This window comes from Cecembia sp. (assembly GCF_007126775.1).
In the GTDB taxonomy this organism is placed as follows: Bacteria; Bacteroidota; Bacteroidia; order Cytophagales; family Cyclobacteriaceae; genus Cecembia.
This window is the reverse complement of record NZ_SLAP01000053.1, coordinates 1-9,905: the sequence shown is the minus strand read 5'-3', so window position 1 is coordinate 9,905 and position 9,905 is coordinate 1. Positions and strand designations below refer to the sequence as shown.

9 protein-coding genes and 1 pseudogene are annotated in these 9,905 nt (G+C 40.7%); 8 read left to right on the top strand and 2 right to left on the bottom strand.

Features of this window, described 5'->3' with window-relative positions:
- Nucleotides 1-821 (bottom strand): annotated as a pseudogene (locus QZT73_RS03840) (tagaturonate reductase); the annotation flags it as partial.
- A gap of 100 nt (nt 822-921) precedes the next feature.
- On the opposite strand from QZT73_RS03840, the gene QZT73_RS03835 reads away from it, so the two are divergent.
- The 3 genes from QZT73_RS03835 to QZT73_RS03825 all read left to right on the top strand — a co-directional run bounded on the left by QZT73_RS03835 (nt 922) and on the right by QZT73_RS03825 (nt 3,321).
- Nucleotides 922-1,215 (top strand): DUF1330 domain-containing protein, encoded by a 294-nt coding sequence (locus QZT73_RS03835; protein WP_291781169.1) that lies wholly within the window; start codon nt 922-924, stop codon nt 1,213-1,215.
- A 76-nt stretch (nt 1,216-1,291) separates the two neighbouring features.
- Nucleotides 1,292-2,296, top strand: coding sequence for a 3-dehydro-L-gulonate 2-dehydrogenase (gene yiaK / locus QZT73_RS03830; RefSeq protein WP_291786710.1), 1,005 nt, complete (start codon nt 1,292-1,294; stop codon nt 2,294-2,296).
- Nucleotides 2,296-3,321 (top strand): Gfo/Idh/MocA family oxidoreductase, encoded by a 1,026-nt coding sequence (locus tag QZT73_RS03825; RefSeq protein ID WP_291786709.1) that lies wholly within the window; start codon nt 2,296-2,298, stop codon nt 3,319-3,321. Before yiaK ends, QZT73_RS03825 begins: the two co-directional genes overlap by 1 nt.
- A gap of 87 nt (nt 3,322-3,408) precedes the next feature.
- On the opposite strand, the gene QZT73_RS03820 is transcribed toward QZT73_RS03825, so the two are convergent.
- Nucleotides 3,409-5,049: an altronate dehydratase family protein gene (locus QZT73_RS03820; protein WP_291786706.1), complete on the bottom strand. Its 1,641-nt coding sequence runs from the start codon at nt 5,047-5,049 to the stop codon at nt 3,409-3,411.
- Nucleotides 5,050-5,166: 117 nt separating this feature from the next.
- Between QZT73_RS03820 and QZT73_RS03815 the strand changes: the two genes are divergently transcribed.
- The 5 genes from QZT73_RS03815 to QZT73_RS03795 all read left to right on the top strand — a co-directional run bounded on the left by QZT73_RS03815 (nt 5,167) and on the right by QZT73_RS03795 (nt 9,773).
- Complete coding sequence (locus QZT73_RS03815) at nt 5,167-6,162, top strand: sugar kinase (RefSeq protein WP_291786704.1); 996 nt, start codon at nt 5,167-5,169, stop codon at nt 6,160-6,162.
- A gap of 42 nt (nt 6,163-6,204) precedes the next feature.
- Complete coding sequence (locus QZT73_RS03810; protein WP_291786701.1) at nt 6,205-6,861, top strand: bifunctional 4-hydroxy-2-oxoglutarate aldolase/2-dehydro-3-deoxy-phosphogluconate aldolase; 657 nt, start codon at nt 6,205-6,207, stop codon at nt 6,859-6,861.
- Nucleotides 6,858-7,874, top strand: a complete 1,017-nt coding sequence (locus QZT73_RS03805; protein ID WP_291781189.1) for a TRAP transporter substrate-binding protein — start codon at nt 6,858-6,860, stop codon at nt 7,872-7,874. The genes QZT73_RS03810 and QZT73_RS03805 overlap by 4 nt, the downstream gene beginning before the upstream one ends.
- 114 nt (nt 7,875-7,988) lie before the next feature.
- The gene (locus QZT73_RS03800) at nt 7,989-8,474 is read left to right on the top strand and encodes a TRAP transporter small permease (protein WP_291781193.1); all 486 of its coding nucleotides are present in this window, start codon (nt 7,989-7,991) and stop codon (nt 8,472-8,474) included.
- Between the two features lie 3 nt (nt 8,475-8,477).
- Nucleotides 8,478-9,773, top strand: a complete 1,296-nt coding sequence (locus QZT73_RS03795) for a TRAP transporter large permease (protein ID WP_291786699.1) — start codon at nt 8,478-8,480, stop codon at nt 9,771-9,773.
- The last annotated feature ends 132 nt before the right edge of the window (nt 9,774-9,905 follow it).

Here is a 9,905-nt window from a genome sequence, read left to right as displayed (position 1 = left end):
AGGTCATTGACAAAATGTACCTGGAGTCCAGCTTCGGTTGCTGGAAATCTAGTCGCCAATTTTTCAGCACCCTCTATTGCCCAAAAATGAAAGGGTTCAGCCACTACAATCAATTCATCCCTGAAGCCCAATTGTTGATGTAACTCTTCGATACCCTTTTTTGGATAGCCAGGTACGATTCTGTCCACCAGGCTGTTGTGAAAATCTATAGATTGTGCTATCCAGTTCCTAAATTCCCCAGGATAATCCCATAATCTGATGTATTCAAAAATTGCTAGTTCTAATTTTAACCCGTTGTTTTCAATCAGCTCACAGGGTATAATGGAAAGGCCTTTATCTTTGTTGCCATCAAAAAAAAGGAATCTTCTATATAGGAAAGCGGTCAGCATTCCCGGAAAGGTAACCGGGGCTTGACCATCTTGAGGAATATCCAGGGAGTCAAAATGAATTCCTGATTCGGTAGTATTGGAAATAATGAACTCTAAAGCCGGGTTTTCTGCCTGAGTTAAGAAATCCCCATAATCCAATTTGGGATTAATAATCCTATCAATGCAGGTTACTAACTGATGAGAATTAACGATCTGCCCCTTTTCATATCCTTGTATCCATACGTGGTACAAGTTATCCTGTTCCAAAAATGCCCTGGGAATGGATGGGCTATGGCTTTGAACAATTACAACAGATCCGTTAAAATTGCTGCGCTCATTCATCAATTCTATCATCCAGTCCACAAAACCCCTTAAAAAGTTGCCACTTCCAAATTGAAGCACTTTTACGGGTCTTTTGGGTTTTATTATGGTGCATTTATTCAGTTTTTTCATCCTCCTTATCAGCTAAGTTTTGACAGGTATTTTTGACTTACAATAAAATCTTTCTTTCTTTTGATGATATTCCATCCATTAAAATTAAATATAAAGAAAAATGGCAGCATTGGTATTGGTAGAAGTGAGCATCCATGATCCTGAATTGTATGAGGAATATAAGAAACATACTTTAGCTACCATTACAAAATTTAGGGGAAGATTTGTGGTAAGAGGAGCCAAAACAGAAACCTTGGAAGGGGACTGGAATCCTGAACGGTTGGTTATTTTGGAGTTTCCTGATGTAGAAACTGCGAAGGATTGGTGGAATTCTCCTGATTATACGGTGGCCAAAGAAATCCGATATAAGGCAGCCCAATCAAAAATGCTGGTGGTGGAAAGTATAGGGCTTTGAGAATATCACTTTAATTTTCAAAAAAATGTTTCAAAAATTTTCTTCACTTTGAAAACGGAACAAACAAAAAAGAGCTATGGAAATCCGAGTGCCGGTTGAACGCATTAAGGACACCCTCTTAGAAATTTTGGGAAAGTTTCATTTTTCTCCAAGAAAAGCTGAACTCTGTTCAAAACTTTTTATTCAATCTAGTTTGGATGGAGTACCTTCTCATGGTTTGGATAGGTTTCCGGTTTTTATAGAGATGATAAAAAAAGGACTGGTCAAACCATCGGCTGATCCAGAATTGGTTTTTAGCTTTGGTGTTTTTGAAAGGTGGAACGGTCATTTAGGTCCCGGACCTTCCAATGCCTTTCAATCAATGGAGCGTGCGATTGAATTGTCTAAAAAATTAGGATTGGGACTTGTAGCCCTTGAAAGTACCAATCATTGGATGAGGGCAGGTAATTATGGTTTGCAAGCAGCAGAAGCAGGTTGTATAGGCATCTGTTTCACGAATACCAAACCCAATATGCCGGCTTGGGGTGGAAGTGAGCCCAAATTAGGTAACAATCCCCTGGTGATTGCCATTCCAAGGGAAAAAGGACATGTGGTATTGGATATGGCTATGTCTCAATTTTCTTATGGAAAAATGAATACCTATCTAAGGAGAGGAGAAGAGATGCCTTTTGAAGCAGGATTTGAGGCAACAGGAAAATTGAGTAAATCACCGGCTGAAATCATAGAAAAAGAGCTGGCCTTGCCTGTGGGACTTTGGAAAGGAGCAGGATTGTCCATGCTTTTGGATATGTTGGCGAGCCTTTTATCCGGAGGTCTGTCCACGCATGAGGTCGGCAAAAGAGGGGAGGAATATGCTTTGTCCCAGGTTTTTCTGTGCTTGGATCCTGTGAAACTGGGAATGGACCAATGGGCAGATCAAAAATTGGATGGGATCATTGATGATTTGAAACAGTCTCCCGTTTTTGAAGGTCAAGTCGTTCGATATCCTGGGGAAAGGATGATGGATTTGCGCAAGCAAAATATAGAATTGGGTGTCCCTGTACATACGGACGTCTGGGAAAAAATAGTTAAGATGCTGTGATGAATAAAAAAATTGGCGTAGGGATCATAGGAACAGGTGCGATTGCAGTCAAACATGCTGCTGCAATAAAAGAACTTGAAGGTGCAGAATTGCTTGCGGTATGCAGTTCCACAAAAGAAAGGGCCAAAGCAGCGGCATCAGTTTTTGGGGTTGAATCCCATTCAGATATCCATTCATTTTTAAAGCATCCCCGATTGGATTTGATTACCATCTGTACAGCTAGTGGCCATCATTTGGAACCTGCTTTAACATCCATAGCCGCTGGTAAACATGTTTTAATAGAGAAACCTATCGAAATTAACCTTAAAAGAGCGGATCAAATTATTCAAGCAGCGAGGGAAAAAGGAGTTAAGTTGGGGGTGATTTTTCAAAATAGGTTCAATCCTGACTATTTACATCTGAAAAATGCCATAAAGGAAGGTCAGCTTGGGAAACTGTTGATGGGAAATGCTTATGTGAATTGGTTTAGGGATGAGGACTATTATAAGAGCAGTCCTTGGAAAGGGACTTTTAATGGAGATGGTGGAGGCGCTTTGATCAATCAGGCCATTCACACCATTGACCTGTTATTGGATTGTTTGGGAGCAGTCCAATCTGTTTTTGGAAAAACCCATACGCTTTATCATGAAATTGAAACGGAGGACTCTGCTGCTGCTTTTATAGAATTCAAGAATGGTGCGCTGGGTACCATTACCGCCTCCACCGCTATCTTTCCAGGATATCCTGAGCGCTTGGAAATCTATGGAAGCAAAGGGTCAATTATTTTAGAAGGCGGGAAAATCAAAGCTTGGGATATCCTAGGGAAACCATCCATTGCAATTAACCCGTCTGTGAGCAATAATTCAGGAGCCTCAGATCCTATGGCCATCGGTCATCAATGGCATTTGGAACAGTATAAGGATTTTTTGAACGCTATTCAAGATGATATAGCACCTTTGGTCAGTGGAGAGGAAGGAATTAAATCTTTAGCCTTGATTGAAGGGATTTATCGGTCTTCTAAAATTGGTAAAATGGTGTTTTTATAGGCACTCCATCAGTTCGAGAAACCTCATCCACTTTCAATAATGATAACTTTCAATTTCCATCCATCATAGCTGATAAAATCTTCCGCTTTACAAGGATACCCCTCTTTTCCAAGGAATAAAATCATTTTGTCTCAAAACATCTGCTTTGATTTTGATTTCACCGGAGGCCACTTTGATGATGTATTCCAAAATTTCTTCTCCACTTTCTTCTATTGTTTTTTCACCGGCAATTATTCCCCCTGTATCGAGGTCAATGATGTCCGGCATTTTTTGGGCCAAGGCAGAATTGGAAGCAATTTTTATCACAGGGGCAATAGGATTGCCTGTGGGTGTTCCCAACCCCGTGGTAAACAAGATGATATTGGCACCTGAACCTGCCATGGCAGTGGTACTCTCTACGTCATTTCCAGGCGTGCACAATAAATTCAAACCAGGCCTTGAAGCGTACTCCGTATAATCTAGAACATCTGTAATAGGGGATGTGCCTCCTTTTTTTGCCGCTCCTGCAGATTTAATGGCATCTGTGATCAGGCCATCTTTGATATTTCCAGGTGAAGGATTCATATCAAAACCTGATCCTACCGATAGGGCTGCATTGGAGTAGGATTGCATCAAATAGGCAAATTTTTCTGCAGTCTGGTCCTCTACACAGCGGTTGATCAATTCCTGCTCCACACCGCAAAGCTCTGGGAACTCTGAAAGGATTGTTTTGCCACCTAAAGCCACAATCAGATCCGAAACATGTCCCACAGCTGGATTGGCAGAAATCCCGGAAAAGCCATCCGAACCGCCACACTCTAAACCAATAGTCAATTTACCTAAAGGGCTTGACTTTCGTTCAATTTTATTGGCTTCAATCAAAGCCAGAAAGGTTTTCTTTATGGCTTGGGATAGAAGCTGTGCTTCTGTTCCTTCTTTTTGTTGTTCTAGCAAAATAATAGGCTTTGAAACATGGGGGTTCAATGCTTTGTATTTCTCTTCTAGGATTTGATACTGTGCATTTTGGCATCCCAAGCTTAGAACCGTAGCCCCTGCCACATTGGGGTTATGGATGTATCCTGCAAGGAGTGCGCAAAGACTTTCAGCGTCCTGCCTGGTTCCACCACAACCTCCTTGGTGGGTCAAAAACTTAATACCATCAATATTTGGAAAGGTTTTTTGGCCTATATCATTTGCTTCAAAGATACCCTGAAGTTTTGAAATAGCCTTTAAATCACCTTTTTGATACAGGCTTTTCATCTCTCTTACCAGATTTTTATAGGGGTTGGTCCTACCAAAACCCAATTCTTCTTCAAAGGCCTGTCTGATGACTTCCACGTTTCGGTTTTCACAGAATACCATCGGAATGACCAACCAATAATTGGCTGTTCCTACCTGCCCGTCAGGCCTTTGGTACCCCATAAATGTACTGTTTAGGAATTTTTCTGTATTAGGGGACTTCCAATCGTAGGATTTGTTTTTATTTCCATAGCCACTGGTTTCATGTCCCACATTGTTGGTACTTATTAAGGTTCCTGACGCTAAATTAACTTTGGCTTTTCCCACCACGACTCCATACATGGTAATCAGGTCTCCTTCCGAAAGAGGATCCAATGTAAATTTGTGCTTGGGAGGAATTTCCTGCTTGATGGTGATTTCTTTTCCGAGATGATTGATAACTTCTCCTTTTTGAATGCTGGTCAATGCCACTAAAACATTGTCTTTTTCGTGAATTTGAATGGTTTTCATCAGTTTGCGTATTGTATATTTTGATTTTTATCAGAAATCGTTTGCATAAAGTATGTCATTACATACTACAAATGAAAATTTAAGTGTTTATTTTCATGTTTGGATAAAATTTATCAAATGAGCAAAAAAATTATCACGATTGGTGAAGTAATGATGCGGTTCACTACCCCAGGGCAGGAACGATTTCTTCAGGCGGACACCTACCATCTAACATATGGTGGGGCGGAAGCCAATGTTGCGGTTTCTTTGGCACAATTGGGAATGCATGCGTCCCATGTTACTGCTTTTCCTGATAATGATTTTGGATTGGCTGCCAAATCGTATTTAAGGAAAATGGGATTGAATACGGAACATGTATATTTGAAAGAAGGTAGAATGGGCCTTTATTTTTTGGAAAACGGAGCCATGCAGCGTGCTTCCAGGATTATATATGACCGCTTTGATTCTGCTTTTGCCCAGTTTGACGGGAAAGAGATTGATTGGGAAAATGTTTTTGAAGATGCAGACTGGTTTCATTGGACAGGAATTACCCCTGCTATATCCCAAAAATCAGCAGATCTTTTGTTGGAGGGGCTTAAATTCGCCAAGGATAATGATATTACAGTCAGTGGTGATATCAATTACAGGAGAAATCTTTGGCAATATGGAAAATCCCCATTAGATGTTATGCCTGAATTAATTCGTTATACTGATGTGATAGTGGCGGGAAAATCAGATTTTAAAAACTGTCTGGATATCCAATCTGATGATTGGAATGAGTGCTGCTATGAATCCAAAAAATACTTTCCACAGATCAGATACATTACCAAGACCAAAAGAGAGAATGTATCTGCCTCACACAATAGAATCCACGGAGTCTTATGGAATGGATCAGAAGTTTTAATGTCAAAATCTTATGATGTTACGCATATTGTGGACAGGGTAGGAGGAGGAGATGCATACATTGCAGGACTAATCTATGGTTTGTTGCACATGGGAGAAAAAGAAGCATTGGAATTTGCTGCAGCCGCTACGGTTTTGAAACACAGCATACCCGGTGATGCCAATTTGGTTAAATTGGAAGAAATAATGGATTTGATGCACAACAAAAATGTAGGAAAGCTTTTACGTTGAACTGAAAACAGGCTTTATTATCAGCTTTTAAAAAAATATACCATGTACCAACAAAAATTATTGGACGCCTTTGTTCAAGGAGGACTCGTACCATTATTTACCCATCATGACCAGGATTTGGCTAAACAGGTTTTGGATGTTGCTTATGAGGCTGGCATCAGGGTATTTGAATATACCAACCGGCACGACAATGCATTTAAAATATTCAAAAACTTGCGCATGCATGCAGAAAAATATCCGGATTTATTTTTGGGAATAGGCACTATTTTCGAAACAGAAGATGCCCAGAAGTTTTTGCATGCAGGTGCTGATTTTATAATTTCTCCTGCCATGATTCGGGAGGTGGCAACATTCTGTCAATCAAGGGGGGTATTTTATATTCCAGGCTGTGCCACGGTTACAGAGGTCTATTATGGCAAAAAACAAGGGGCAAAATTGATTAAGATTTTTCCGGGAAATTTATTAGGGACTGCATTTGTAAAATCTGTACTTTCTGTGATCCCGGATATCAAATTAATGGCTACCGGTGGGGTGGAACCCAATGAAGCTAATCTCAAGTCATGGTTTAATTCAGGGATACATTGTGTAGGGATGGGATCCCAACTTTTTGATGTTAAAGCATTGGAGAAAGGTGATTTCCAAGGTTTGAAAAACAACATAGAACAATCCTTGACCATTATTCAAAATTTGAAAAAATGATGCATCAGGGTTATTTGTATCGGGTAGAAAAAATAATCAATCGATTCGGTTTTGGATTATTTATGGTACTGCTTTTCAGTACCTGTACTGGTCCCGGCGGAGTAAGAATCATCAAGATGGGCCATGGATTAGGCGTCACTCACCCCGTTCATGAAGCCATGGTATTTATGGCCGACAGAATAGAAGAAAAATCCCAAGGCAGGATAATTGTAAAAGTCTATCCCAATCAACAGTTGGGAACGGAAAGGGAATTGGTGGAATTGCTTCAAATTGGGAGTTTGGGTATGACCAAGGTATCTTCTGCCACTTTGGAAAGTTTTGCTCCCCCCATGCAGGTATTGTCGATGCCCTATCTTTTCAGAGATGATGCCCATAGGGATAAGGTTTTGAAAGGACCCATCGGTCAAAAATTGCTTCTTGAAAGCGAGGATTTCTGGTTAAGGGGTTTATGTTACTACGATGCTGGGAAAAGGTCTTTTTACTCCAAAAATAAGCCTATTGAATCTCCTGATGACCTAAAAGGTCTTAAAATAAGGGTTTTGGAAAGTAATATGGCTACCAATATGATCAAGAGTTTTGGAGGTTCGCCTACGCCGATTTCCTATGGAGAGTTGTATACAGCGCTGCAGCAGGGGATAGTAGATGCCGCTGAAAACAACCCTCCCAGTCTTTTTACCTCCAGGCATTATGAGGTTTGTAAATTTTATTCCATCAATGAACATACTGCTATTCCTGATGTGGTCATTATCAGTACCAAGGTATGGGACAGTTTGGGTGAAGAAGAAAAACAGTGGATTCAGGAGGCAGCTGACGAGTCTGCCGAATACCAGTATAAGCTTTGGGAAGCTTCAGTAGAAATGTCTCTACTGGAAATGGAGAAAGCGGGAGTAAGTATAAGTTATCCTGATCCGGCCGAATTTCGACAGGCTGTTGAGGATATGTATGATAATTTCAGGATGAGCCAACCTGAATTATATGCTATTGTAGAAGAAATCAGAATGGTTGGAAATTGAACCTTACCTAGGTTTTCTCTAACGAAAGGCCATACCAGTTTTAAATTACAGTAGCCTGGAATTGATTGAAAATTTAATCACCATAAGAAATAGACTTTAATTAAACAGCAGTACATGAAAATATCTTTTAAATCCCATTTGGATAAATTAGTGGCCGGATCCCTTATTGTTTTAATGGGTATAATGGTCGTCAATGTGACCTGGCAAGTCGTGTCCCGATATGTTTTTCAAAATCCGAGTTCCTTTACAGATGAGCTTGCAAGGTATATGTTGATCTGGCTAGGAATGCTTGGGGCAGCTTATGTGGCAGGTCAGGACCAACATTTGGCCATAGATATCTTACCTCAAAAACTCTTTGGTAAAGCAAGGGCTAAACTTATGATTTTGATTTATAGTCTTGTGCTCTTATTTGCTGTTTTGGTCATGGTATTAGGAGGGAGTAACTTGGTTTATATCACATACATTTTGGGACAGAAATCAGCCACCTTGCAGTTGCCTCTTGCTTATGTCTACAGCATTATACCCATCAGTGGCTTACTTGTAGCCTATTATCAGATCTACCAATTGAAAGCACAGACCCTTTTGCTCAAAGCCCATTAAGCTATGGAATACATCAGCATTATTATTTTGGTTTTATCTTTTATCACTTTAATGGGAATAGGTGTCCCAGTGGCCTGGAGTTTAGGGATTGCCAGTTTTTTGACCCTCTTGGTCTCTGTGGCAGCCATTCCTTCCGCTACCACCATCGCACAAAGAATGGGTACTGGGCTGGATAGTTTTGCTTTGTTGGCTATTCCATTCTTTGTTTTGGCCGGTGAAATCATGAATAGGGGTGGTATTGCAAATAGGCTGATTGAATTGGCCAAATCGATGACAGGAAAACTGCCTGGGGGCTTATTGTATGTCAATGTGATAGCAGCCATGTTGTTTGGAGCCATTGCAGGTTCTGCGGCAGCTGCGGTATCTGCTATAGGAGGGATTTTAGGCAAAAGGATGGAACAGGAAGGCTATCCCAAAGGATTGGGGGCTGCAGTGAATATTACATCATCTACCACTGGACTGATCATTCCCCCTTCGAACATCCTGATTGTGTATTCTTTGGCTTCAGGTGGGGTTTCAATTGCTGCCCTTTTTGTAGCAGGCTATTTGCCCGGGATTTTTATTGGTCTGGTATTGATGTTAACCGCTGCTATTTTCATCAAAAAGCATAACCTGCCTGAAGGAGAAGTAAGCTCCTTTAAAGAATTGTTTGAAAAATCTGTCCGGGCTTTTCCGGCATTGCTGTTACTTTTCATTGTGATTGGTGGGATAGTCGCCGGGGTGTTTACCGCGACAGAAGCTTCCGCCATAGCAGTGGTATATACTTTAGCCTTATCCTTTTTCTACAAAGAATTAAAGGTTAAGGATTTGCCTGCCATTTTATTGAAATCATCTGAGACCACTGCGGTTGTTTTGCTTTTAGTGGCAACCTCTATGAGTATGTCATGGGTGATGTCCAGTGAAGATATTCCCCAATCCATCAGTGAAGCCCTGCTTTCCTTGAGTGACAATATTTTTGTCATATTGATAATCATCAACTTAATGCTGCTCTTCGTAGGGATTTTTATGGACATGACCCCTGCAGTCCTGATCTTTACGCCGATTTTCTTGCCCGTGGTTACTGCTTTGGGGGTAGACCCTGTGCATTTTGGCATTATCATGATTTTAAACCTCTGTATAGGCCTTTGTACACCTCCAGTGGGTTCGGTGCTCTTCCTTGGGGTGCAGGTCGCGCAAATGAGCATTCAGAAGGCAGTCAAACCATTGATCCCCTTCTTTTTTGCCATGATTTTGGGATTGATTGTGGTGACGCTTTGGCCGGGCTTGACATTATGGCTGCCCAGGTTATTTGGGTTGTAATGAAAAAAACAGGCTGTCTCAATAAAGAGGACAGCCTGTTTTTTTTATTCATTAAAAATTATTTCTCACCTATGAATGGCAAGCTTTCGGCAAGTGCAAGTAGAATTGTATTTTGAATATAGCTATCCAATT